We start from the raw sequence: 23,112 nt of genomic DNA on the forward strand, positions 1-23,112 counted from the left end.
CTGACAGACGACATTTCGCCATCAATCAATCCCAATAAGGTGCCCGCAGTTCCCGCTTAAGCACCTTGCCGATCGTGCTGCGGGGCAACTCGTCACGGAACTCGATGCCCGCCAGCCGCTGGGTCTTGCCCAGGCGCGCGTTGGCCCACTCCATGATGTCTGCTTTACTCGCCGCTTCGTCGGCGCGACGGACCACCAGCCCGAGCGGTGTCTCGCCCCAGTGCTCGCTGGGGATGCCGATGACCGCCGCATCCGCAACCGCTGGGTGCTCCAGAAGGACCTTTTCCAGATCCACGGCATAGATGTTGAAACCGCCGGAGATGATCATGTCCTTGCGCCGGTCGAGGATATAAAGGAAGCCATCGGTATCCAGCTTGCCCATGTCGCCGCTACGGTAGAACGCCAAACCCTCCGGGCTGGTCCATAGCATTTCGGCCGTCTGTTCCTCGCGGTGGTAATAGCCGCGCATCATGGCCCCTGCCCGCCCGACGATTTCGCCGATGTGGCCCCGGGGTAGTTCGTGTCCGTCTTCATCGATGATCCGTACTTCCGCACCTTCTGTGGGCCGGCCCACGGAATCCCATTTGTCCGGGAATTCCCGGCAATCCAGGGTGGTGGAAATACCGCCTTCGGTCAGGCCATAGACTTCGCGGATATTGCCCGGCCATCGGGCCATCGCCTCGCCGATCACGTCGGAGCGAAGGGGCGCACTGGTGGACAGCTTCAGCTTGAAACTGGAGAGATCGAAGCTGTCGAAATCCGGTTCGGCGAGAATGCGTTGGTATTGCACCGGCACCAGCATAGCGTGAGTGACCCGGTGTTCCTGGGCCAGTTCCAGGAACCGTAGCGGGTTGAACTTGGCCATCAACACCAGGGTGCCGCCGTGGAACAGCGTTGGCAGTGCGGATACCAGCGTGGTGTTGGAGTAGAGCGGTGTGGATACCAGGTTGACGGCGACGCCGTCGAGACCATAGGTGCCCATGCGCAGCATCTGCCGGTAGCGGAAGCGGTGGTCGTGCAGGATGCCCTTGGGTGTGCCCGTCGTCCCGGAGCTGTAGATGATATTGAACGGATCATCCAGGGCCAGCTTCGCGGGGTTCGGCGTACCTGGGGCGTCGGCAAGCCAGTCGTCCAGGGTCAGGGCACTGTCCGGCGGACGGAAGTCCAGGCCGATGCGAGTGCTGTGGGGGACCTTGTCCAGCTTGTCACGAATCTCGTCCAGCAAGGCTTCGTTCTTGGCGGAGACAAACAGGAAGCGGGCGTCGCAGTCGTTGACCATAAGCGCCAGTGTGTCACCGCTGGCCATGCCCGATAGCGGCACCATGCAGCCGCCGGCAGTCAAAACACCCAGGTAGAGCGCCACGTATTCCGCACTGTTTTCGGAGAGACCGGCCACGGTATCGCCGGTCTTCAGGCCGCCCTCCCGTAACCGGTTGGCAATACGGTTGACCCGTGTCACCAGGTCGCGCCAGCTTACCCGTCCCTTGTGTTCGGCCAAGGCGTCGTCGATCAGGGCGATCTTATCCGGCTGGGAACTGGCGAAGCGTTGGATCTGTTCGCCGATGGAGACCAGGGATTCGTTGGGATTGAGGGGGGCATGGACGGCCATGGTTTTCACGTAGTCGTTCATCGTCTTGCTCTCAGTGATTGTTGTGTTTTAACTAGTGAAATTAGTTTTCGAATATATTGACTCAAAACTGGAAGGCATGACAAATTAAACCCCGAATTCCTGTTTTGCGGTTCCCGCTGTGCCGGGAGAACACCGTATTAACGAGCGTTCGCCTGCAGGCGGCGCCACCAAAAACGACGGTCGTTCAAAACAACCGTCGTTCAAAACAAAAAAGGAATCTCCGGACTGCTGCTTCGCACTTTGCGCGTGCAGCTATCCGAAGGAGGATTCCCAGAATAGAAGGAGCATCCCATGATGCGTTTCAGGAAACGCGTGGCCCTGGTCACCGGTGCTGGAAGCGGTATCGGACGCGCCGTCGCCCTGCGTCTTGCACGCGAGGGCGCCATCCTGGTCCTGGTGGACCAGGCCGAAGCTGGCCTGATGGAAACCGAAGGCGCCTTGCCGGAAGACACCGAATCCCTGCGACGGGTGATGGACGTATCTGATGAATCAGCGGTCGAAAGTCTGGTCAACGACGTTATCCGCACCTACGGCCAGATCGACGTGCTCTGCAACAACGCGGGCATCTCCGGCAAGCATCCCCCAATTACCGAACAGGACCGCCAGGAGTGGGATCGCATCCTGTCTGTGAACCTGATCGGTCCCATGCTCTTTATCAAGCACGTGGCGCCGCATATGCAGGCGCGTCGTCTCGGCAGCATCGTCAATACCGCGTCCGTGGCGGGTATCCGTTCCGGTGCCGGCGGCAACGCCTATAGTGCGTCCAAGGCCGGGGTGATCAACCTGACCCAGACCGCTGCCTGTGACCTGGGCGGCGACAACGTGCGGGTCAACGCCGTCTGTCCCGGGTTGATCGAGACCGGTATGACCCAGCCCATCTTCGATTACGCCCGTGCCAACGAGAAAGCGCACAAGCTGGGTTCGCGTTGTGAGCTGCGTCGCTACGGCGCGCCCGAGGAAATTGCCGCGGCAATCCTGTTCCTGGCCAGCGATGACGCCAGCTATATCACCGGTCAGGCGCTACCGGTGGACGGTGGCAACACGGCCTCCCTGAATCTGCCTGGAATGAAAGTCTGATGTCTGAAGTCGAAAACCAGGAATACCCCGATTCCAAGAACCTGCCGGGCTTTCACAACGTGCTCGGCTATCGCCAGGTGTCATGGGAGGAGGACAAGGCGGTGATCGCTGTTGAACTGCAGTCCCACCACCTGAACCTGGCAGGGGTGATCCACGGCGGCGTGCTCACCTCGTTGCTGGATATCGCCCTGGCCCAGGCGGGGACCTATTGCCCCTATCCCGGCCGCATTCGCAAGGCGATCACCTTGTCGCTGACCACTACTTTTACCGGCCAGTGCAGTGGTGGCGTGATCACGGTTACCGGACATAAACGGGCCGGGGGCACGCGAATCTTTAACAGTTCCGGCGAGATCCGTGATGAGAAAGGGCAGGTGCTGGCCATTGGCGAAGGTACCTTCCGCATTCGCTCGGGCAGCGAAAGTCCCGAAGGCGTTCCGCTGGAAACATTCAGAAGCAGTATTCAGAAGCCGTGACGTGATTGGGCTGGCGCCGCGGGTGAGCCAAGGCCGCCGATTGAGCCCCCAAGACCAACAACGACAGAACGAGGCACAACATGTTTGAACTTTCCGAAAAGGCCCAGGCCCTGCGCGAGCAAGTGCTCGCCTTCATGGACGAGCACGTCTACCCGAACGAGCATCTGCACCACGAGCAGATCGCCAACGCCGAGAACCGTTGGGCGCCCACCGCGATCCTGGAGGAGCTTAAGGGCAAAGCCAAGGCTGCTGGCCTGTGGAACCTGTTCCTGCCGGAAAGTGACTACGGTGCCGGCCTCACCAACTTCGAATACGCCCACCTGTGCGAAATCATGGGCCGCTCCCATATGGCGCCGGAAGTTTTCAACTGCTCCGCGCCGGATACCGGCAATATGGAAACCATCGCCCGCTACGGTTCCCCCGAACAGCAGAAGCAGTGGCTGGAGCCGCTGCTGGCCGGCGAAATACGCTCCTGTTTTTCCATGACCGAGCCGGCAGTTGCGTCGTCCGACGCCACCAACATTAGCTGCGAGATCCGTCGCGATGGCGACGAGTATGTCATCAACGGCCGCAAGTGGTGGTCCTCGGGTGCCATGACCACCACATGCAAGATCGCCATCGTCATGGGCAAGACCGATGCCGGGGCGGAAAAGCACAAGCAGCAGTCCATGATCCTGGTGCCGCTGGATACCCCGGGCGTGAAGATCATCCGTCCGCTGACCGTGTTCGGCTATGACCACGCACCCCATGGTCATGCGGAAATCGAGTACGACAACGTTCGAGTACCGGCCAGCAACATGCTGTTGGGCGAGGGCCGTGGTTTCGAGATCGCCCAGGGTCGTCTGGGGCCAGGTCGTATCCATCACTGCATGCGCACCATCGGTGTGGCCGAGCGCGCATTGGAAGCCATGTGCCAACGGGTCAACGAGCGTGAAGCCTTTGGCAAGCCGCTGGCCCAGTTCGACTCCATCCGCAAGGACATCGCCCGTTCCCGCCTGGAAATCGAGCAGTGTCGCCTGCTGACCCTGAAAGCCGCGCATATGATGGATACCGTCGGTAATAAGGTGGCGCGTCAGGAAATCGCCATGATCAAGGTGGCCGCGCCGAGCATGGCGTTGAAAATTCTGGATCGCGCGATCCAGGTGCATGGCGCGACGGGCGTATGTCAGGACACTTTCCTGGCGGCGGCCTGGGCTCAGGTGCGCACCCTGAGGTTGGCGGACGGCCCGGACGAGGTTCACCTGGACTCCATTGCCAAGCTGGAACTGCGCAACTACCCGCAAACCCACGCCAGATCCCATTGATCAGGAGGCCCGACCATGACTAACCCATTGTTCGACATGACTGGCAAGGTGGCCCTGATCACGGGTTCTACCAAAGGTATCGGTCGCTCTATTGCAGAAGAGATGGCCCGCTGCGGTGCAAAAGTCGTGATCTCCAGTCGTAAGGCGGACGTTTGCGAACAGGTCGCCGGCGAGCTGAAAGAGCAGGGTTTCGAGGCGATCGCCATTCCCTGTCACGTGGGCAAGAAGGACGACCTCCAGAATCTCGTCGACAAGACCCTGGAAACCTGGGGCCAGATCGATGTGTTGATATGCAACGCCGCTACCAATCCGGTCTACGGTCCTACCCAGGATATGACTGACGAGGCCTGGGACAAGATCATGGATACCAACGTCAAGGGCACCTTCTGGCTGACCCAGATGGTGTTGCCGCACATGGCGGAGCGCGGTGATGGCCAGGTGGTATTGCTGTCCAGCATTGCTGGTATTCGGGGCAATACCGTCATCGGCACCTACGGCGTGTCCAAGGCAGCGGAAGCGGCCCTGGCGCGTAACCTGGCAGTGGAGTGGGGCCCCAGGGGCATTCGGGTCAACTCGATCGCTCCCGGACTGGTCCGTACCGATTTCGCCAAGGCGCTGGTGGAAGATCCGGAACGTCTCAAGCGCGTCGAAGAGAAGACGCCCCTGCGCCGCATCGGCGAGCCGGTTGATATCGCCGGACTTGCGGTATTCCTGTCCACCAAGGCCAGCGCCTACATCACCGGTCAGGTGATTGTGGCGGACGGCGGAGAGACCGTTGGCTGAGGTGAGCATGTCCGCAGTAGCAAATCTCGACCCGCAATTGGTGGACGTCCTCGACGCCCACCGGTTCGACGAGCAGAAACTCAAGGCGTGGCTGCAGGAGGCCATGCCCGATATCGGCGATCGCCTCGTCATCCAGCAGTTCCAGGGTGGGCAGTCCAATCCCACCTTCCTGCTGGATACCGACAGTGGCCGTTACGTCCTGCGCAAGAAGCCGCCGGGTAAGACCCTGCCCTCGGCCCATATGGTGGAACGCGAGTACAAGGTGATCCGCGCCCTGTCCGACAATACCGACGTGCCCGTTCCCCAGGCCCGGGTGCTGTGTGAGGACGCCGATATCATCGGTACACCTTTCTACGTCATGGACTTCATGCCGGGCCGCGTGGTGAGCCATCCGGCGCTGCGGGCGCTGGATCGCCCCGAGCGCCGCCCGGTACACGAGGCGGCCATGGACACCCTGGCGCAGATGCACTCGGTTGATGTGAACGCGGTGGGCCTGGGTGATTTCGGCCGTCCGGAAGGCTACGTGGCGCGCCAGGTGGCCCGCTGGACCAAGCAGTACCTGGCATCCAAGACCGACGACATGCCGGCCATGGACAACCTGATGGCCTGGCTGCCGGACCACCTGCCGAAGAATGACGAGTGCGCCATCGCCCACGGTGATTACCGTCTGGGCAACCTGATGCTGGCGCCGGACAAGCCCGAGATCATCGCCATCCTCGACTGGGAACTGTCCACCCTCGGTCACCCACTGGCGGACCTGGCCTACTACTGCCTGCCGTACCACCTGCCGATGGACCTGGAAGGGTCGCGCGGCATCGTTGGCGAGGACCTGGAAGCCCTGAATGTGCCGGAAGAGCATGAGCTGGTCGAACACTATTGCCGCCAATCCGGGCGTTCGGGTATCGACGACTGGCATGTCTACCTGTCGTTCTCGCTGTTCCGTCTGGCAGCCATCGTCCAGGGCGTCTATGCCCGGGCGCTGCAAGGCAATGCCAGTAACGCCGATGCCCTGCAGGTGGGCAAGCGGGCCAGCATGCTGGCGGAGGCCGGTTGGCGTATTGCCCAGAATGGCGCGAAAGGGGTCTCCGTATGAGCGATCCCATCGTTCGCCGCATCCTGATCACCAACGACGACGGCATCAACGCGCCGGGGTTGGCGATCCTCGAACGCATCGCCCGCAACCTGGCGGAAGAAGTCTGGGTCGTCGCGCCGGAACATGACCGCAGTGGTGCCGGACAGAGTATTTCCATCCACACGCCCCTGCGCTGCTACGCCCAGGGCGACAGTGGCCGGCGCTTTGCGTTGTCCGGCACGCCGGCGGACTGCGTGCTCTTCGCACAGGCGGAATGGTTTGGCGAAACCCTGCCGGACCTGGTGCTTTCCGGCGTCAACTGCGGCGCCAACATTAGCGACTCGGTGCAGTACTCGGGCACCGTCGGCGCGGTGCTGACGGCCGAACACCTGGGGATCCCCGCGATGGCGCTGAGCCAGGCCTTCCTGAACCGTGAAGGAATCGACTGGTCACCAGTAACCGAACTGGGCGAGCAGGTTATCCGCTCGCTCTGGAAGCCGGAAGCCCAGCCCACCTGCTGCTGGAACATCAATTTTCCGGCGTGCGCTGCCAGTGAGGTGAAAGATCTGCGTTGGGCCCGCCAGTCCAGTGGTTCGATCCAGCGCACCCGCCTGCTGGCGGGGCAGGACGGCCGCAGTCTGCCGTATTGGTGGCTGAGCTTTGAACGCAGCTCCAAGCATATCGTTGCGCCGGATATGGACGTGACCGTAATGCGCGACAACGCGGTCGCGGTCACGCCGCTGCGCAGCATGGCGCCACTCCCCAACGGCGAAGCGAGCTGCATCATCGAGAACGAATGACGAGGTTGATGGTCCGTCGATGACGGGCCGTAAGACGGGAGAACAATAAATGTTTACGAGACACCATGGCGTCTGGCCGAAAGAGCTGCCCAAGACCATGACCCTGCCCAAGACCAGCGTGTTCACCAACCTGGCCGTTGCGGCACTGCGCTATCCGGATCACCCGGCCATCATCTTCTACGACAGGGTGATGACTTACCGGCAGCTACTGGAGGAGGTCGAGGCCCTGGCCGGCTACCTTCAGGAGAAAGGTGTAAGGAAGGGCGATCGCGTCCTCCTTTATATGCAGAACTCGCCGCAGTATGTCATCGGCTATTACGCCATCCTGCGCGCGGATGCGGCGGTAATCCCGGTCAATCCCATGAACCGGGCTGCAGAGCTGGAGCACTACATCAGCGACACTGACGCGCGCATCTGTCTGGCAGGTCAGGAACTGGCCGGATTCATCGCGCCGCTGGTGGGTAGCACCCACCTGGAGGAAGTGGTGGTCGCGGCCTATAACAGCTACATCGACCCGGACACGGACCTGAGCCTGCCGGCGGAAGTGGCAGCGCCGGTGCCCAAACTTGAGGTGCCCGGCCTGGTGGGCTGGGACGAAGTGATCGGCGCCGGGTATGTGCCCGGTCCGCATACCGCCGGTCCGGACGACATCGCCGTTATTCCCTACAGCTCTGGCACGACCGGGGCGCCAAAGGGCTGTACCCACGTCCATCGGGGCGTGATGGCTACCGCCTGTCACCGTGCGTTCTGGAACCTGAGCACCGCGGATACTGTCCAGCTCTCGACCTTGCCGTTCTTCCATGTGACCGGCATGACCGGCTCGATGAACAGCCCGATCTACAGTGGCTCGACCTCCGTGATCATGACCCGCTGGGATCGAACCACGGCCGCCAAGCTGATCGAACGCTACAAGGTCACCGGCTGGACCAACATCGTTACCATGGCGGTGGATTTCCTGTCCAATCCCGAGCTGGGCAACTACGACATCTCCAGCCTGAAGACCATCGGTGGTGGCGGCGCGGCCATGCCCGCGGCCATTGCAGCCAAGCTGAAGAACCTCACCGGACTGGACTACATCGAGGGTTACGGTCTATCGGAAACCATGGCCGCCACGCACATCAATCCGCCGGACGCGCCAAAGGCCCAGTGCCTCGGCATCCCGGTATTCGATGTGGATTCACGCATCATCGACGTGGAGACCCTGCAGGAGAAAGGGCCGGGTGAAGTGGGCGAGATCGTCAGTAACGGCCCCCAGGTCACCGTGGGCTACTGGAACCGCCCGATGGAAACGGAAGCCGCCTTCGTTGAGATCGACGGCAAACGCTTCTTCCGCACCGGCGACCTCGGCTACTACGACGAAGACGGCTACTTCTTCATGGTTGACCGGGTGAAGCGGATGATCAACGCATCTGGCTTCAAGGTCTGGCCTTCGGAGGTGGAAAGCCTGATGTATCGCCATCCCTCGATCCATGAGTGCTGCGTAATCTCGGCACCGGATCCCAAGCGGGGTGAGACGGTCAAGGCCTGCATCGTGCTGACACCTGAGTCCGAGGGCAAGACCTCCGCGGAGGAGATCATCGCCTGGTGCAAGGAGGAGATGTCTGCCTATAAGGTGCCTCAGCTGGTCGAGTTCGTCGCCGAGCTCCCCAAGTCGCCGACCGGGAAAGTGATGTGGCGCGCCCTGCAAGAGCAGGAGTGGCAGGACCAGGCCTCCGCCTGATCTTCTTGCACGTGGTCGTAGGTTCCGCGTGATCGAAAGTTCCGCCTGGTTGAAAGTTCCACGTGGTTGGAAAATGAAACAGGAACCATTGGTTTAGCCGGTGGTCCCTGTTTCGCTAAGTCTATAAAAAAATTGCTATTGGTCCGCAGAGTGGAATCATATTTTGTATGTTGACAGCCAGGATGCGCAGTGTACTCTTTAGAGAAAGGTGATATCACAAACTAAAGACGTTTTTCGTAGACGTCTCGTCACCTGGCTGAAGACGCACTGCCAAGGCTGAGCCCGCGGTCCTGACAGCACCACGACAGCAGTACAAATAGAACAAAAGCAAAAAAGAAAACCTAAAGTCCCAAACCTCCGCCGGTTACCCGAACCTGCGGCATACATAACAACAATTGCCAAGAGGGGGCCACCTTGAACCTCTTTTTCCAAAACATCGTCAACGGGCTAACGCTTGGGAGTATCTACGGTCTCGTAGCTCTCGGCCTGACGCTCGTCTACGGTATCCTGCATATACCCAACTTCGCCCATGGCGCGCTCTACATGGTAGGGGCGTTCATGTCGTACTTCCTCATGGTCGATCTTGGCGCCCACTACTGGGTCGCCATGGCGGGTTCCGCCGTCATCGTGGCTGGCCTTGCCGTGCTGTGCGAACGGCTGGTGTTCCATCCGCTGCGCCACTCGCCACCCATCCACGACAAGATCGCCGCCATCGGCATCCTGCTGTTCCTTGAGGCGGTGATCCAGATGTTCTGGGGCTCTGACTTCCGCCGTATGTCTTCACCGTTCACCGGCATCATGAACTTCGATGGTCTGATCATCCCGGAGCAGCGGGCACTGATCATCGTCGGCGCGCTGGTGCTGGTGGTTGCGCTGCAGCTGTTCCTGCGCAAGACCATGACCGGCGCCACCATCATCGCCATGGCGCAGAACCGCGAGGGCGCCTTCCTGGTCGGCATTGATGCCAACCGTGTAGCCATGATGACGTTTGCCATCTCCGGTGTCCTGGCGGCCTTCGCGGCGACGCTCTACGCGCCGATCAACCTGGTGTACCCGGCGATGGGCCATATCGTGATCATGAAGGCGTTCGTCATCATCATCCTCGGCGGGATGGGCTCGATACCGGGCGCGATCGTCGGCGGCATGATCATCGGCTTCGCCGAAGCCTTCGGTGGCTTCTATATCTCGACCAGCTACAAGGACATCATCGCGTTCGGCCTGCTCGTGTTGATCCTGTCCGTTCGTCCGCAAGGCCTGTTCGCGAAGGGGGCGCACTGACATGCTATTCAAACTGGGTTCCCTGCTACTTCACCCGGCGTTCAAGTACGCCCTGATTGTCCTGGCACTGTTGTTCCCGCTGTTTGCCAGCAACGAGTACCAGGTGTACGTCATGGCCTCTGCGTTCGTCTGGGCTATCGCGGTCTACGGCCTGAATATCATCACCGGTTTCTGCGGCCAGTTGAACCTGGCGCACGGTGGCTTCTTTGCCCTCGGTGCCTACACCCTGGGCCTGCTGAGCGCAGATTACGGCTGGAGCTTCTGGCCGGCGTTCGTTGCGGCGCTGTTGTTCACCGCTTTCCTCGGCTTCCTGGTCGGTGTTGTATCGCTGCGATTGAAGGAACACTACTTCGCTATTTTCACCCTGTGTGTGGGGTTCATCATCTACCTGCTGCTGGATAAGTGGGAAGAGCTGACGCACGGCCCGATCGGCGTGCGTGATATCGCCGCGCCCAACGGTTTTGGCCTGGTGGACTTCACCCAGACCGTTCCCTTCTACTACCTGGTGCTGGCGTTCCTGGTGTTTGCCATGTGGTTCATGGGCAAACTGTCCCGGTCCCTGCTGGGCCGCACCTTCGTGGCGATCCGCAACGGCGACGAGCTGGCCCAATCCCTGGGTATCAACCTGATGCGCAACAAGACGCTGGCCTTCGTACTCTCGACGACCTACGCCGGCATGGCGGGGGCACTGTACGCGGGCATGATCCGTTTCATCGGGCCTGAAGATGCCAATGTCCAGCACACCTTCGACATGATTACCTACCTGCTGGTGGGCGGTATCGGCACGATTTCCGGTCCGCTACTGGGCACCGTCGGTATCGTCTGGATTACCCAGTCCCTGCAGTTCCTTGAAGAGTACCGGATGATCATCTTCGGTCCGCTGCTGGTAATCCTGGTGATCTTCTTCCCCCGCGGATTCGTCGGCTCCTTCCTTACCTGGATGCACCGCGAGTCGCAGAAACAGGCGGCGCCGAGCAAGAAGAAAGAAAGCCGTGTCAGTACCGGCAAGGGGGTAGAGAACAATGCTTAAGATCGAGAACCTCACCAAGATGTTCGGCGGCCTGGCGGCGGTAAACGATGTGTCCGTCGAGTTCGAGGCGAACAAGGTGAATGCCATCATCGGACCCAACGGCGCCGGCAAGAGTACGTTCTTCAACCTGGTGGCCGGCACCCACAAGCCGACATCGGGGCGGATCATCCTCGATGGCGAGGACATTACCCCGCTGCGCTGTGACTACATTGCACAGCGTGGTGTGGGCAGGACCTTCCAGACCACCAACCTGTTCGAGCAGGCCTCGGTGCTGGATAACCTGATCGTCGGCCATCGGCTGCGGACCAAGTCCGGTCTGTGGGATGTACTCATCAACTCCAAGCGTTTGCAGGCGGAAGAGAAGGCCTGTCGCGAAAAGGCGCGCGAGGCGTTGAACTTCGTCGGCCTGTCCCACGTAGAAAACCAGTTCATCGCCGATATCACCCAGGAGGAACGCAAGCGCGTGGCCTTCGCCCTGGCCCTGGCGACCGATCCCAAGATCGTGCTGTTGGACGAGCCGGCGGCGGGGGTCAACCCGGAGGAGACCGAAGGCCTGGCTGACCTGATGCGCAAGATGGTCCAGCACGGCCTCACCGTCTGCCTGATCGAGCACAAGATGGACATGATCATGGGCATCGCCGACAAGATCATGGTGCTGGACCACGGCGAGAAGATCGCCGAAGGCACGCCGAAGGAAGTCCGGGAGAATCCGGTTGTCATCGAGGCCTATCTGGGGAGTGACGAAGATGTTGCAGCTTAAGAATGTCGACGTCTGCTATGGCAGCTTCAAGGCGCTCAATAATATCTCGCTGAGCGTCGATACAGGCGAGCTCGTCGTCCTGCTAGGCGCCAACGGTGCCGGTAAATCCACGCTGTTCAATACTATCAGCGGGCTGAACAAGCCGGTGGCCGGCTCGATCGAATTCGAAGGCAAGCGCATCGGCGGGCTCAAGCCGAGCGCAGTCGTCTCATCAGGCATCGTGCAATGTGCCGAGGGCCGCAAACTGTTCCCGCAGATGACGGTGATGCAGAACCTGATGATGGGTGCCTACGTCCATCGTCGCGACAAGGCCGGCAACAAGAAGTACCTGGACGAGGTGCTTGAGCTCTATCCCATTCTTAAAGAGAAGGAGCACCAGCCGGCGGGTTCACTGTCTGGTGGTCAACAGCAGATGGTTGCCATCGGCCGTGCGCTGATGAGCCGTCCGCGCCTGCTGATGCTGGACGAACCGTCCCTGGGTCTCGCGCCGCTGGTGGTACGCCAGATGTTCGAGACCATCCAGAAGATCAACAGCCTGGGGACCACGGTCTTGCTGGCTGAACAGAATGCCTTTGCAGCGCTGAAGATTGCCACCCGTGCTTACGTCATGGAAAACGGTCAACTGGTCATGGAAGGTGACCGGGAGACCATGCTGGGCAATGAGCAGGTGCGCAAAGCATACATCGGGGCTTGAAAATCTTCCTGAAACGCCATCCCTGGCGTTTCGCGGAGTCGCCGGATAAAACGCGGTTTTATCCAGCTCGCAAAATCAAAGGCTACTGCCTTCGATTTTGGCGGCACATCCGTGTGCCGCGATAGTGTGTGGAGCACAACGCAAACTTGGACGAGCAATTCATCAAACAACAATTAATCGGTCATCCAAAAAGAATGACAGGCGCAATACCCAAGGAGAAAACAATGAGAATGCTGAAAAAACTTGGTCGTGCGGTCGCAGTGGCAACTTTGGGCGCGGGCCTTTCTGCCGGCGCGATGGCGGAATCCACTGTGAATATCGGATTTACCGGTCCGCTCAGTGGTGGTGCAGCCCTTTACGGTGAGAACACCCTGTCCGGCCTGCGCATGGCGGCTGACGAGATCAACGCCGATGGCGGTTTCGACATCAATGGCGAAACCTACAAGGTAAACATCATCTCCCTGGATGACCGGTACTCCCCGGCCCAGGCGGCAACCAACGCCAAACGTCTGAAGCAGGAATCCAATGTCCCTGCTGTTTTCGTGCCGCATTCCGGCGGTATCTTCGCACTGCAGGATTTCAACGAGCAGGACGATTTCCTGATCATGGCCTACACCAGCGTTCCGACGGTGACCGAAAAAGGGAACTCGATGACGCTCCGTATTCCCCCGACCTTCGACGGTTACGTGAAAGCGTTTACCGACTATGCCCTGGAGCATGAAGGCAAGAAACTGGGCATGGGCGGTGCGACCCATGAATATGCCAAGATCTGGTCCAGCATGATCGAGAAGGCGTGGACCTCGAAAGGCGGCGAAGTGGTCGCCAATAATCCGATGGACTATAACAAGTCCGCCGACTTCTACACTGGCGTCAGCCGTATCGTTGCTTCCGAGCCGGACGTGATGTTCGTCGGTGGTGCTTCCGAGCCGACCGGTCTGGTGGTGCAGCAGGCGCGTCAGTTGGGTTTCCAGGGCGGCTTTATCGTCATGGACCAGGCGAAGATCGATGAAGTGGCCGAGGTTGCTGGCGGTTTGGACATGATGAACGGTGCGATTGGCGTCGTTCCTCTCTCTGTCTATGAAACCGACGCGGCAAAGAACTTCATCACCCGTTATGAAGATAAGTATGGCAAGACGCCCGGTTCCGAAGCAGCCTTCAACTACCTGGCACTCCACGGTCTGGTGAAGGCCATGGACATGGCTGAGACCACCGAGCCGAAGAAGATCCGCGCCACGATGAACGAAGCGATGTCGAAGTTGGATCCGTCCAAGAACCCGTACGAAGTCACCGAAGTGACTGAAAAGGGTGGCTTCGTTACCGACACCACCCTGGCCGTGGTCGAGGATGGCAAGATCGTCCAGAAGGAAATTGAGAACCAGTAAGTCTGGCTGGAAGTGAAAGGGGCCCCGATGCGCGGCCCCTTTTTTATATGTGGGTTTTATATGTGGGTTTTATATCGAGGTCGGACGACTGCAATCACCGCACATACATCACCAGGTTCTCTGCCACACAGGCCGGCTTGTCCTCACCCTCGATCTGGACCTGGGTGGTATAGGTGGCCAGTACCCGCTGATCGTCGACGGCGCTGACGTCCTTGAGCGTGACTTCCGTGCGGATAGCCGAGCCGGACTTAACGGCAGCCGGGAAGCGCAACTTGTTCAGGCCGTAGTTGATGCTGGCGGACGTGCCGGTCACCTTGAGCACGCCCTGGTTGAGCAGGGGAATCAGCGACACGGTGAGGAAACCATGGGCAACCGGGCTTTTCCAGGGGGCCTCCCGTTTGGCCCGTTCCACGTCGATGTGGATCCACTGGTGGTCGCCGGTGGCATCGGCAAAGGCCTGGATCATGTCCTGGGAAATCGTCTTCCAGGAGCTGTGGCCGATGAGGGTACCAGTGTATTGAGAGAGGTCATCCAGAGCGATTTCTTTCATTGTGGGTCCCGTTGTTTTTATGGTGAAGTTTTAAAAGTCTCTTGGTGTTTCGAAAAGAGAAATTGAATTCCGCAATGGCATTTTGAAGAACCGCCGCGGCGCGTGCAACAAACGATGTGGCGGTTTCAGCGCGATAAAGAGAGGACATGGATAATGGAACAAAATCAACAATACATTCTCGCGTCCCGGCCGCCCGGCATGCCGGATGAAAACCACCTGGTGATCAAAGACGCACCGAGGCCGAAACCCGAAGACGGTCAGGTGCTCCTGAAGACGATCTACCTCTCCCTCGACCCCTACATGCGCGGCCGGATGAACGCCGGTGCCTCCTACGCCAAGGGTGTGGAGATCGGCGACGTAATGACGGGCGGCACCGTTTCCGAAGTCGTCGAGAGCCGGTACGACGGATTAAAGGCCGGCGACGTCGTGCTCAGCCACAACGGCTGGCAGCGCTATGCGGTCGCCCCCGGTGATAGCGTGCGCAAACTTGATCCCGCTGAAGCACCGGTCAGCACCGCGCTGGGTGTCATGGGGATGCCGGGATTCACGGCCTACGTCGGCCTGTTGGATCTGGGCTTGCCGAAGTCCGGCGAAACGGTAGTGGTCTCCGCGGCTTCAGGTGCCGTGGGGCAGGTCGTTGGTCAGATTGCCAAGCTCAAGGGCTGCCGTGTGGTGGGCGTTGCCGGCGCAGACGATAAGTGCCGCCATGTGGTGGATACCTATGGCTTCGATGCCTGTATCAACTACAAGGATGATGATTTCGAAACCCAGCTCGATCGTGCCTGTCCGGATGGCATCGACATCTACTTCGAGAACGTGGGTGGCAAGGTGTTCGACGCGGTCATGAAACGGGTCAACGACTTCGCCCGCATTCCGGTGTGTGGCCGTATCGCCCACTATAACCAGACCTCGTTGCCGGAGGGCCCCGATCGTCTGATTCCGTTTATGGGCAAGGTGTTGATCAAACGGATGACCATTCGTGGCTTTATCCAGTCGGACCACCTCGAGCGGCATCCCGACTTCCTCAAAGACATGGCAGCGTGGATTCGGGACGGAAAGGTGCAGTATCAGGAAGATATCGTCGAGGGCTTCGAGAGCGCGCTGTTGGCGTTCCAGGGGCTGTTGGAAGGACGTAACCGGGGCAAGATGTTGGTTCGGGTGGCGGACGATCCGACGCTTTAGCACGGGGAAGGGGGCCAGGTTTTATGTAGCCGACGCTTCAGAGGGTGTTGCAAAACTACTGTGCTCGACTATGCGGCGTTGGAAATTCGCTCAAAATGCTCATTTACTATCAGTAAACTGCGCTTTTTCGCGAATTTCCGCCTTGCCTAGCCTTTGCTCGCTACGTTTTGCAACACCCTCTTCAGCTTCGGAGCGGACGTCAGTCCGCCGGAACAACCCGGGAGCCTTGCGGCTCCTCCGAAGCTAAAGCGTCGGCTACACGCTCCGGTTAGCCTAAGTCTTCGGAGGTCGGGCTCATCCAAGGGCGTAAAACCGATAGCGTAAGCCGACGGACATCCTGGCTGGCGGGTACCTTCAGACTGCATACCCCGGATTTTTACTATCCAGCAGCCGCAACAGCGCCGGCCAGGTCAGCTTCGCGGCCTTGCCCAGCGACTGGGATTGGTCTCGTGTCGTAGCAATGGCCTCGTCAGACGGTATCCAGGTCGGGCCGCAGGCCTGCGCCTTCACCTGGATCTCACAGGCCTTCATCAGGAAGTAGAGATAGGTGAACGTCTCTGGCACGTCCTGCCCGGTGGTGAGGACCCCATGATTACGCAGGATCAACATCGACTTGTCGCCGATGTCCCGGATCAGCCGCTCCCGTTCTTCCAGGTTCAGCGCTACGCCTTCGTAGTCGTGATAGGCCACATGATCCAGACACAGCATGGCGGTCTGGCTCAAGGGCAGCAGTCCGTCCCTGTGGGCGGAGACCGCCACACCGTCGGAGGCGTGCAGGTGCATGACCGCGCCGGCATCCTCGCGCCCCATATGGATGGCGCTATGGATGGTGAAGCCCGCCGGATTGACCCGCGGCAGGCCGCCGGCTTGTACCACATTGCCTTCCTGATCCACTTTCACCAGCGATGACGCGGTGATTTCGTGAAACAACAAACCATACGGGTTGATCAGGAAATGGTGCTCCGGCCCCGGCACTCGGGCCGATAGGTGGGTGAACACCAAATCGTCCCAGCCAAACAGGGCGACCAGTCGATAGGCTGCCGCCAGATCGCAGCGGGCCTGCCATTCCTGTTTACGCAATGCTTTATCCTGGTCTTGTTCTTGGTGGGATTGCATGGGGCCTCCTAATGTCGATGAGGACGGTCGTAGTTATGTCATTCCCCGAGTATGTAGCAGAAGCTTCAGCTTCTGAGCCACCGGAGGTGGCCGATAGCTCATAGATAGTACCGGGGCACTCCGTGCCCTCCGGAGCTGAAGCGTCGGCTACATTTTGCTCCAGAGCGCCTGTAAAACTAAAAAAGGGGCGGCAACGCCGCCCCCTAAAATGGGTCTCAAAGGGGATTGGTATCGACGCAGGTCGACGCCAGAGACCCTGCTCCTCGCACAGAGAACGTGCCCGAAATCAGGAAGCCTGCAGTAGCCCTGCGTAGGCTTCCAGATGATGATCGTCGTCACCGAGTTGATGGTTGATCATGATCAGTCGCTTGGCGTAGTGCGCCAGGCTGTATTCCCAGGTCATGCCGATGCCGCCGTGCAGTTGGATCGCCTGCTCCGAGATGTGCTGGCCAGCGCGGCCGATGATGTTCTTGGCCGCCGCTAATGTGCGTGTGCGCTCGTCGCTGGCTTCGTCGTTCGCCACGCTGGCGGCCAGGATAGAGGCGGAGCGCGCCTGCTCCAGCTCGGAACTCATGTCCACCATACGATGCTGAAGCACCTGGAACTTACCGATGGGCACGCCGAACTGTTTGCGGGTCTTCAGGTACTCCAGGGTCAGCTTGATGGACTCTTCCATGGCACCAACCGCTTCGGCACACAGGGCGGCCATCGCGCGGCCGGCCTGGTACTGGATCACGTCGCCCGCTTTGCCTTCGGTGCCGATCAGTGCATCAGCGCCGACCTTGACGTCCTTCAGGAACACATCGCAGCCCTTGGCACCGTCCATCGTCGGATAGGTGCGGCGGTCAACGCCAGCAGCTTCGGGATCGATGGCAAACAGGGACAGACCATCTGCGTCGCGACTGTCGCCACTGGTACGGGCAGAAACGATGATCAGGCCTGCTGCGTGGCCACCGATGAGAACGCCTTTGCGACCATTGAGGGTATAGCCATCGCCGGATTTCTTGGCGCGGGTCTCAACATCGTTCAGGTTGTAGTGGCTCTGGGGCTCCTGCAGGCCGACGGCCACTTTCAGTTCGCCGGTGGCGATACGGCCCAGCCAGTCTTCTTTCTGGCTGTCGCTACCCGCCTGGCTGATAATGCCGCCGCCGAGGATGACGGTCTGCATGTACGGCTCGAGGCACAGGCCGCGGCCCAGTTCGGTCATGACCGACTGTACGTCCACGCCCGAGCCGCCAAAGCCGCCCAATTCTTCCGGGAAGGGCACGGCGCACAGGCCCAGTTCGCCCAGTTGCTTCCAGAAATCCTCGCTGAAACCCAGTTCGCTTTCGCTGTATTTCAGGCGCTTCTCGAATTCGTACTCACCGCGGACCAGGCGAGCCACGGTGTCCTGCAGCATTTGCTGCTCTTCATTCAGTCTGAAGTCCATGGGTGCCTCCTGTTACAGCCCGAGAATCATTTTGGTGACGATGTTCTTCTGGATCTCGTTGGATCCACCGAAGATCGACAGCTTGCGCATGTTGAAGTACTGCGCGGACAGCGGTGCGCCGTCCTGGTCGGACAGGAAGTCACCTTCGTAATCCAGGTTCAGTTCCTCTTCCACAAACGGCTGGGCGTAGGGGCCCAGGGCACGACGGGCGAGGTCCGTGATGGCCTGGCGGATCTCGGTACCGCGGACTTTCAGCATCGAACTCTCGGCACCTGGCACGCCGCCACCTTCAACGGAGGCGATAATACGCAGGTTGCTGATGGCAGCGGCCATCAGGTCGATCTCGACCTGGGCAACGCGCTGGGCAAAGGACGGGTCCTCGATCAACGGACGCCCGTTTTTCTTCTGGCGGCTGGCGATACCCTTGAGGTGGCTCAACGCCGCCTTGGATGCGCCAATGCCAGCCAGGCCGGTTCGTTCATACGTGAGCAGGTACTTGGCGTAGGTCCAGCCTTTATCTTCTTCGCCCACCAGGTTCTCGACCGGCACCTTGACGTTGTCGAAGAAAACTTCGTTGACCTCGTGTTCCCCGTCCAGGGTGATGATCGGACGCACGGTGACCCCCGGGGTCTCCATGTCGATCAACAGGAAGGAAATACCCTCCTGGGCCTTCACCTCGGTATTCGTGCGTACCAGACAGAAAATCATGTTGGCGTGCTGGCCCAGGGTGGTCCAGGTCTTCTGACCGTTGACCACGTAATGATCGCCCTCACGCACGGCGCGGGTCTTGAGGGAGGCCAGGTCGGAACCGGCACCCGGCTCTGAATAGCCCTGACACCACCAGTCCTCGCCACTCAGGATGCGTGGCAGGTACTGCTGCTTCTGTTCTTCGCTACCGAACTTGATGATGACCGGCGCGACCATGTTGACGCCGAAGGGGATCGAGCGCGGTGCGCCATAACGGCAGGACTCTTCGTCCCAGATGTGCTTCTGGACTGCGGACCACTTCACACCGCCATACTCTTCCGGCCAGTGGGTGGCATACCAGCCCTGCTTGCTCAGGATCTGTTGCCAGCGTTCGTGGTCGGCCCGGGACATGCGGCGTCCGCGTTTGACCTTGGCTGCGATGTCCGCCGGCAGCTTCTGCTCAAGGAAGCTCCGGACCTCGTCACGGAAGGCCAGCTCTTCCGCCGTGTAGTTCATATTCATCGATCAACCTCTCGGTTCTTTTTTGTGCTCTGTAAGCCGAATCTTGTGTTCTGTGAAAGCCTATACCGCATAGCAGAATATGCGAAGCATGAATGATGAAACTTTCACTGTCAATTGCCCGACTTTCTCCATTTGACTTTTCTGTTACGAGAAACAGCAAAATTTAGTTTTAAAAGGTTGTCGTCGAAAACACCTTTGTCTATATTCGGAAATACGGAAGCCGGTATTGCTAAGCGGAATCTTTAAAGGAGATTGTACCGCATAGCGAAACTATAGGATCGAGAAGAACAATAACCGGCTGAAGGACCAGAAAAACAAAGACGCAACTACCTACAACAAAGACTCTCTACAACAAAGAAAAGACGAGGTTTGAAATGACAACAAGAAATAAGTCATTCAGAGCACATCCACTCACCCGTGCCGTGGCTCTTGCAGGATTTCCGCTGATTGCAGCATTGTCGATGCCGGCCCAGGCCCAGGATTCAGAAGTTGACGAACTGCGCCAGCGTGTCGATCAATTGGAGCAGGCGCTCAGAGGCGCGGTGTCTACCGCACCCGAAGCCACCGCCGATAACCCTTATATCCTGCGCGAAGGGGACGGTCTGAAGATTGGTGACACCACCATTTCCTTTGGTGGCTTCATCAAGGCGGACATGATCTATGGCTCGGGTGGTGACGGCACCATTAATACGTACAGCACCGGTCTGCCACGTAACTTTGCCTCTGCAGCAGCCTCGGACGAGGACTGGAAAGTGGGGTTCAGTGCGCGCGAATCCCGGTTCAGCTTCGGTACTGAAACGGAAGACGTTGGCGGCCACACCCTGCGTACCTACCTGGAAATGGACTTCAACACTGCGGACGACGCAGCGGGTAACGAAGTCGTATCCAACAGCTATAACCCCCGTCTGCGCCAGGCCTATGGCGCTTGGAACGGTTGGGAATTCGGTCAGACCTATACCACCTTCACCGATCTGGCCGCACTGCCTGAGATCCTGAACCAGGGCAAGATGGCGGCGTTCATCTACACCACCCAGCCAATGATTCGCTATAACATGGCCGCCCCGGGTGGCAAGCTTATGGTCGCCCTGGAAAACCCGGAAGACGGTTTTGGCAGCACTTCATACGACGATCAGTCCTATCCGGACCTGACGGCTCGTTACCAGATTCGCGGCAATTACGGCTTCTACTCCATTGCCGGTGTTGTGCGTAATCTGGAGGACGATGCCTCTGATGACTCTAAAGTAACGGGCGCGGTGTCCTTGAGCGCACGTATCCCCACAATTGGGCGCGACGATTTGCGGCTGCAATATAGCTACGGCTCTCTGGGTCGATACATGGGGCTCTTTACTTACCCAGATGTAGATTTGGTCGAACAGGGTCAGGGTGAGGTCGATCCTTTGAAAACGTATGGTGCGACTGTGGCCTATCGTCACTTCTGGTCGCCGACCTGGCGTTCGAGCCTGGTGGGTTCGCACACGGAGATCCTCGACGATCTGACCCTGCGCCAGTCAGCATCCCCGAATGGCACCCTCAGCTACTTCGATTCGTCGACTTCTGTCCATGCCAACCTGTTGTGGTCGCCGAAGTCGAACCTGACTCTGGGTATTGAGTATGCCTACTGGGACTTTGGAGAAATTGCATCTGACAGCAGCGAACAGTATGAACAGGTCATGCTGTCAGCACTTATGCAGTTCTAAAAGAAGATGTATTGGGCCGGCTTAAGCCGGCCTTTCCTTCCGGTTACTCGGTTGTTTTGCCCGTTGCCCTGGATCCCCTCCGGGGCCTTTTTGCGTCAGGCGAACAATTTAGTTCTAGGGGCGCCGCGCAAACGCGACCGCCTTGACCAGTGCCGTGACCGTCCGGTCCGGCGCCAATCCCAGTTCATCATAGGACTTGCGCGTCACGCGGGCGCGCAGGGTCTGTTCACCGATTCTCAGGCGCAACTCCATAGCCGCGGGATTGTCCGGCTGCGGTGCCGTGTCCTCGATCACGGCCTTGAGCTGGTTGCGATAACTCGATAACGGCTGCGGTTCCAGCGCAAGCGCGACGTCCCGCACTGGGATGCGCAGGCGCAAAGGTTCGTCGACAGGCATATCGACTTCGGGCACCGTCAGTAGCTGGCCATCGGCGAGGGCGAGCCGGGTCAGATGGTAGTCGGGGTCATGGTCGTGCACCTGTGCCTCCAGAATGGATGCGGCGTTGAATCCACCCAGGTAAGGCGTCAGATCGAAGCGCATCAGCAGGTCGTCCAATTGGCCTGTTGCCACCACCCGACCCTTTTCCAGCAGGACCAGGTTGTCGGCGATCGCGGCCAGTTCTTTAGGGTCGTGGCTGACGTAGATGATGGGGATGTCGATTTCGTGGGTCAGGTGGAGGATGAAATCCAGCAGCTCCTGCTTGCGTGGCCCATCCAGTCCGGTGAGGGGTTCGTCCAGCAGGAGCATGCGCGGCTCGCTCAGCAGGGCGCGGCCGATGGCTACTCTGCGGGCTTCGCCACCGGAGAGGGTGGCGGGGAAGCGGTCGAGCAAGTGGTCAATGCCCAGCAGTTGCACGATCTTCTCGAAGTGTGCGCCGTCCTTTTTCGAGATGCCGTAGGCCAGGTTGCCGCGTACCCGGTAGTGAGGAAACAGCCGGGGTTCCTGAAAAACGATTCCAAGCTGGCGTCGGTGAACCGCCACATTGATATTGCGACGGCTATCGACCAGGATCTCGTCACCGAGGCGGATCCGGCCCTGCCGCGGCGTATCGAGGCCAGCAATTAGACGCAGCAGGCTGGTCTTGCCACTGCCGGAGGCGCCGAACAGTGCAGTAACCCCCCGTCCGGGTAGGGCGAGGTCGGCTTCTACCGAGAACGTCCCCTGCTGATGGTGCACCTGGATATGCAGGTCATTGCCGGCGAGTTTCGTTCTGTTGGATCGGTCAGTCATCGCGACCTCGCAGACGTCGCCGCGCCCGGCGGGCGAGCCATTCGGAAATGATCAGGGAAAGCATGGCGATCACGATCGCAATCGCGCAGAGTCGGGCCGCGGCTGCTTCCGCGCCAGGCGTCTGGATCAGCGTGTAGAGGGCCAGGGGCAGGGTGCGGGTTTCCCCCGGAATATTGGAAGCAAAGGTGATGGTGGCGCCAAATTCCGACAAGGCCCGGGCAAAGGCCAGCACGGTGCCAGTGATCAGGCCGGGCAACGTCAGGGGAAGGGTAATGGTGTAGAACACTCGCCAGCGACTGGCGCCCAGGGTGCGGGCAGCAGCTTCCAGGCCAGTATCTACAGCTTCCAGCGAAAGGCGAACGGAGCGCACCAGCAGTGGGAAGGCCATCACGCCGCCGGCAACGGCAGCCCCCTGCCAGGTGAACGGTAGTTGAATATCGAACACCCGATCCAGCCACTGTCCAAGCACGCCCTGGCGTCCAAGGCCGACCAGCAGCAGGTAGCCGACGACCACCGGCGGAAGTACCAGCGGCAGGTGAAGAACCCCGTCCACGATGGACTTGCCACGAAAATCCCGCCGCGCCATCAGCCAGGCCATGGCGATGCCCGGTACCAATATCCAGGCCACCGCGCTGCCGGCCACCCGCATACTGATGGCGATGGCTTCCCATTCGGTTGCGGTCAGCACGCGACTTC

General features: G+C 59.7%; 21 protein-coding genes. 14 read left to right on the plus strand and 7 right to left on the minus strand.

Going from position 1 to position 23,112, the window contains the following annotated elements:
• Nucleotides 1-25 precede the first annotated feature (25 nt).
• On the minus strand, nucleotides 26-1,630 hold the full coding sequence (locus RE428_RS02005) for a class I adenylate-forming enzyme family protein (RefSeq protein ID WP_004579212.1): 1,605 nt from the start codon (nucleotides 1,628-1,630) through the stop codon (nucleotides 26-28).
• Between the two features lie 291 nt (nucleotides 1,631-1,921).
• Between RE428_RS02005 and RE428_RS02010 the strand changes: the two genes are divergently transcribed.
• The 12 genes from RE428_RS02010 to RE428_RS02065 all read left to right on the plus strand — a co-directional run bounded on the left by RE428_RS02010 (nucleotide 1,922) and on the right by RE428_RS02065 (nucleotide 14,003).
• Nucleotides 1,922-2,707, plus strand: coding sequence for an SDR family NAD(P)-dependent oxidoreductase (locus RE428_RS02010; RefSeq protein WP_004579211.1), 786 nt, complete (start codon nucleotides 1,922-1,924; stop codon nucleotides 2,705-2,707).
• Nucleotides 2,707-3,180, plus strand: coding sequence for a PaaI family thioesterase (locus tag RE428_RS02015; protein ID WP_004579210.1), 474 nt, complete (start codon nucleotides 2,707-2,709; stop codon nucleotides 3,178-3,180). The genes RE428_RS02010 and RE428_RS02015 overlap by 1 nt, the downstream gene beginning before the upstream one ends.
• Nucleotides 3,181-3,260: 80 nt before the next feature.
• On the plus strand, nucleotides 3,261-4,484 hold the full coding sequence (locus RE428_RS02020; protein WP_004579209.1) for an acyl-CoA dehydrogenase family protein: 1,224 nt from the start codon (nucleotides 3,261-3,263) through the stop codon (nucleotides 4,482-4,484).
• 15 nt (nucleotides 4,485-4,499) lie between these two features.
• Nucleotides 4,500-5,267, plus strand: coding sequence for an SDR family NAD(P)-dependent oxidoreductase (locus RE428_RS02025; RefSeq protein ID WP_004579208.1), 768 nt, complete (start codon nucleotides 4,500-4,502; stop codon nucleotides 5,265-5,267).
• 7 nt (nucleotides 5,268-5,274) lie between these two features.
• A complete protein-coding gene (locus RE428_RS02030) occupies nucleotides 5,275-6,360 on the plus strand; it encodes a phosphotransferase (RefSeq protein ID WP_040882858.1) in 1,086 nt (361 codons plus the stop codon).
• Nucleotides 6,357-7,139: a 5'/3'-nucleotidase SurE gene (gene surE / locus RE428_RS02035; protein WP_004579206.1), complete on the plus strand. Its 783-nt coding sequence runs from the start codon at nucleotides 6,357-6,359 to the stop codon at nucleotides 7,137-7,139. Before RE428_RS02030 ends, surE begins: the two co-directional genes overlap by 4 nt.
• A gap of 49 nt (nucleotides 7,140-7,188) precedes the next feature.
• Nucleotides 7,189-8,859, plus strand: coding sequence for a long-chain fatty acid--CoA ligase (locus RE428_RS02040; RefSeq protein ID WP_004579205.1), 1,671 nt, complete (start codon nucleotides 7,189-7,191; stop codon nucleotides 8,857-8,859).
• A gap of 414 nt (nucleotides 8,860-9,273) precedes the next feature.
• Nucleotides 9,274-10,137: a branched-chain amino acid ABC transporter permease gene (locus RE428_RS02045; protein WP_004579204.1), complete on the plus strand. Its 864-nt coding sequence runs from the start codon at nucleotides 9,274-9,276 to the stop codon at nucleotides 10,135-10,137.
• 1 nt (nucleotide 10,138) lies between these two features.
• Entirely contained in the window at nucleotides 10,139-11,167 is a 1,029-nt protein-coding gene (locus tag RE428_RS02050) for a branched-chain amino acid ABC transporter permease (protein WP_004579203.1), read from the plus strand.
• Entirely contained in the window at nucleotides 11,160-11,927 is a 768-nt protein-coding gene (locus tag RE428_RS02055; protein ID WP_004579202.1) for an ABC transporter ATP-binding protein, read from the plus strand. Before RE428_RS02050 ends, RE428_RS02055 begins: the two co-directional genes overlap by 8 nt.
• Nucleotides 11,914-12,621: an ABC transporter ATP-binding protein gene (locus RE428_RS02060; protein WP_004579201.1), complete on the plus strand. Its 708-nt coding sequence runs from the start codon at nucleotides 11,914-11,916 to the stop codon at nucleotides 12,619-12,621. The genes RE428_RS02055 and RE428_RS02060 overlap by 14 nt, the downstream gene beginning before the upstream one ends.
• A gap of 224 nt (nucleotides 12,622-12,845) precedes the next feature.
• Entirely contained in the window at nucleotides 12,846-14,003 is a 1,158-nt protein-coding gene (locus tag RE428_RS02065) for an ABC transporter substrate-binding protein (RefSeq protein ID WP_040882290.1), read from the plus strand.
• Nucleotides 14,004-14,097: 94 nt separating this feature from the next.
• On the opposite strand, the gene RE428_RS02070 is transcribed toward RE428_RS02065, so the two are convergent.
• Nucleotides 14,098-14,553, minus strand: coding sequence for a MaoC family dehydratase (locus tag RE428_RS02070; RefSeq protein ID WP_004579199.1), 456 nt, complete (start codon nucleotides 14,551-14,553; stop codon nucleotides 14,098-14,100).
• 153 nt (nucleotides 14,554-14,706) lie between these two features.
• Here RE428_RS02070 and RE428_RS02075 point away from each other — a divergent pair, with 153 nt between their 5' ends.
• Complete coding sequence (locus RE428_RS02075; RefSeq protein WP_004579198.1) at nucleotides 14,707-15,735, plus strand: NADP-dependent oxidoreductase; 1,029 nt, start codon at nucleotides 14,707-14,709, stop codon at nucleotides 15,733-15,735.
• Nucleotides 15,736-16,089: 354 nt separating this feature from the next.
• Here RE428_RS02075 and RE428_RS02080 read toward each other — a convergent pair whose 3' ends face one another.
• From RE428_RS02080 to RE428_RS02090, 3 genes are all read right to left on the minus strand, one after another.
• Nucleotides 16,090-16,851: a class II aldolase/adducin family protein gene (locus tag RE428_RS02080; protein WP_004579197.1), complete on the minus strand. Its 762-nt coding sequence runs from the start codon at nucleotides 16,849-16,851 to the stop codon at nucleotides 16,090-16,092.
• A gap of 286 nt (nucleotides 16,852-17,137) precedes the next feature.
• The gene (locus tag RE428_RS02085) at nucleotides 17,138-18,280 is read right to left on the minus strand and encodes an acyl-CoA dehydrogenase family protein (protein ID WP_004579196.1); all 1,143 of its coding nucleotides are present in this window, start codon (nucleotides 18,278-18,280) and stop codon (nucleotides 17,138-17,140) included.
• A gap of 12 nt (nucleotides 18,281-18,292) precedes the next feature.
• Nucleotides 18,293-19,489, minus strand: a complete 1,197-nt coding sequence (locus RE428_RS02090; RefSeq protein WP_004579195.1) for an acyl-CoA dehydrogenase family protein — start codon at nucleotides 19,487-19,489, stop codon at nucleotides 18,293-18,295.
• A 374-nt stretch (nucleotides 19,490-19,863) separates the two neighbouring features.
• On the opposite strand from RE428_RS02090, the gene RE428_RS02095 reads away from it, so the two are divergent.
• Nucleotides 19,864-21,186 carry a DcaP family trimeric outer membrane transporter gene (locus tag RE428_RS02095; RefSeq protein WP_115840214.1) on the plus strand — a complete coding sequence of 441 codons (1,323 nt, stop codon included), beginning with the start codon at nucleotides 19,864-19,866 and terminating at the stop codon, nucleotides 21,184-21,186.
• Between the two features lie 114 nt (nucleotides 21,187-21,300).
• On the opposite strand, the gene modC is transcribed toward RE428_RS02095, so the two are convergent.
• The gene (modC, locus tag RE428_RS02100) at nucleotides 21,301-22,416 is read right to left on the minus strand and encodes a molybdenum ABC transporter ATP-binding protein (protein WP_004579193.1); all 1,116 of its coding nucleotides are present in this window, start codon (nucleotides 22,414-22,416) and stop codon (nucleotides 21,301-21,303) included.
• On the minus strand, nucleotides 22,409-23,104 hold the full coding sequence (gene modB, locus RE428_RS02105; protein ID WP_004579192.1) for a molybdate ABC transporter permease subunit: 696 nt from the start codon (nucleotides 23,102-23,104) through the stop codon (nucleotides 22,409-22,411). The genes modC and modB overlap by 8 nt, the downstream gene beginning before the upstream one ends.
• Between the last annotated feature and the right edge of the window lie 8 nt (nucleotides 23,105-23,112).

The organism is Marinobacter nanhaiticus D15-8W (assembly GCF_036511935.1).
Lineage (GTDB): Bacteria > Pseudomonadota > Gammaproteobacteria > Pseudomonadales > Oleiphilaceae > Marinobacter_A > Marinobacter_A nanhaiticus.

What these genes read in the sequence shown, in the direction of transcription:
- RE428_RS02005 (WP_004579212.1), bottom strand. Translation starts at nt 1,630, where the DNA reads ATGAACGACTACGTGAAAACCATGGCCGTCCATGCCCCCCTCAATCCC.
- RE428_RS02010 (WP_004579211.1), top strand. Translation starts at nt 1,922, where the DNA reads ATGATGCGTTTCAGGAAACGCGTGGCCCTGGTCACCGGTGCTGGAAGC.
- RE428_RS02015 (WP_004579210.1), top strand. Translation starts at nt 2,707, where the DNA reads ATGTCTGAAGTCGAAAACCAGGAATACCCCGATTCCAAGAACCTGCCG.
- RE428_RS02020 (WP_004579209.1), top strand. Translation starts at nt 3,261, where the DNA reads ATGTTTGAACTTTCCGAAAAGGCCCAGGCCCTGCGCGAGCAAGTGCTC.
- RE428_RS02025 (WP_004579208.1), top strand. Translation starts at nt 4,500, where the DNA reads ATGACTAACCCATTGTTCGACATGACTGGCAAGGTGGCCCTGATCACG.
- RE428_RS02030 (WP_040882858.1), top strand. Translation starts at nt 5,275, where the DNA reads ATGTCCGCAGTAGCAAATCTCGACCCGCAATTGGTGGACGTCCTCGAC.
- surE (WP_004579206.1), top strand. Translation starts at nt 6,357, where the DNA reads ATGAGCGATCCCATCGTTCGCCGCATCCTGATCACCAACGACGACGGC.
- RE428_RS02040 (WP_004579205.1), top strand. Translation starts at nt 7,189, where the DNA reads ATGTTTACGAGACACCATGGCGTCTGGCCGAAAGAGCTGCCCAAGACC.
- RE428_RS02050 (WP_004579203.1), top strand. Translation starts at nt 10,139, where the DNA reads ATGCTATTCAAACTGGGTTCCCTGCTACTTCACCCGGCGTTCAAGTAC.
- RE428_RS02055 (WP_004579202.1), top strand. Translation starts at nt 11,160, where the DNA reads ATGCTTAAGATCGAGAACCTCACCAAGATGTTCGGCGGCCTGGCGGCG.
- RE428_RS02060 (WP_004579201.1), top strand. Translation starts at nt 11,914, where the DNA reads ATGTTGCAGCTTAAGAATGTCGACGTCTGCTATGGCAGCTTCAAGGCG.
- RE428_RS02065 (WP_040882290.1), top strand. Translation starts at nt 12,846, where the DNA reads ATGAGAATGCTGAAAAAACTTGGTCGTGCGGTCGCAGTGGCAACTTTG.
- RE428_RS02070 (WP_004579199.1), bottom strand. Translation starts at nt 14,553, where the DNA reads ATGAAAGAAATCGCTCTGGATGACCTCTCTCAATACACTGGTACCCTC.
- RE428_RS02075 (WP_004579198.1), top strand. Translation starts at nt 14,707, where the DNA reads ATGGAACAAAATCAACAATACATTCTCGCGTCCCGGCCGCCCGGCATG.
- RE428_RS02080 (WP_004579197.1), bottom strand. Translation starts at nt 16,851, where the DNA reads ATGCAATCCCACCAAGAACAAGACCAGGATAAAGCATTGCGTAAACAG.
- RE428_RS02085 (WP_004579196.1), bottom strand. Translation starts at nt 18,280, where the DNA reads ATGGACTTCAGACTGAATGAAGAGCAGCAAATGCTGCAGGACACCGTG.
- RE428_RS02090 (WP_004579195.1), bottom strand. Translation starts at nt 19,489, where the DNA reads ATGAATATGAACTACACGGCGGAAGAGCTGGCCTTCCGTGACGAGGTC.
- RE428_RS02095 (WP_115840214.1), top strand. Translation starts at nt 19,864, where the DNA reads ATGACAACAAGAAATAAGTCATTCAGAGCACATCCACTCACCCGTGCC.
- modC (WP_004579193.1), bottom strand. Translation starts at nt 22,416, where the DNA reads ATGACTGACCGATCCAACAGAACGAAACTCGCCGGCAATGACCTGCAT.